Below are 259 nucleotides of genomic sequence, written 5' to 3'. Positions count from 1 at the left end.
ACCCCATACAGTTACGATTTTTTTCGCTGCTTCTGGTGACACTTTATTCAGTTTTTCACGAAGTCGTTTGACATGGGTATCGACTGTTCGTAAGTCTCCAAAGAACTCATATTGCCATACTTCTTTTAACAGTTTTTCTCTGTCATAAACCTTATCCGGTGTTTTTGCAAGGAAATATAAAAGCTCATATTCCTTCGGCGTGAGGCTGACTTCTTTGCCATCAGCCGTCACCCTATGGGCATCATGGTCAATAGAAAGA

At 40.9% G+C, this 259-nt stretch carries 1 pseudogene; it reads right to left on the bottom strand.

The features are described from left to right. Positions 1–259, bottom strand: a pseudogene (gene resD / locus AC0IXA_RS27725) (DNA-binding response regulator ResD); the annotation flags it as partial.

Source organism: Pseudomonas sp. AC083 (assembly GCF_979253165.1).
This window is presented reverse-complemented; position numbering and strand designations above follow the sequence as displayed.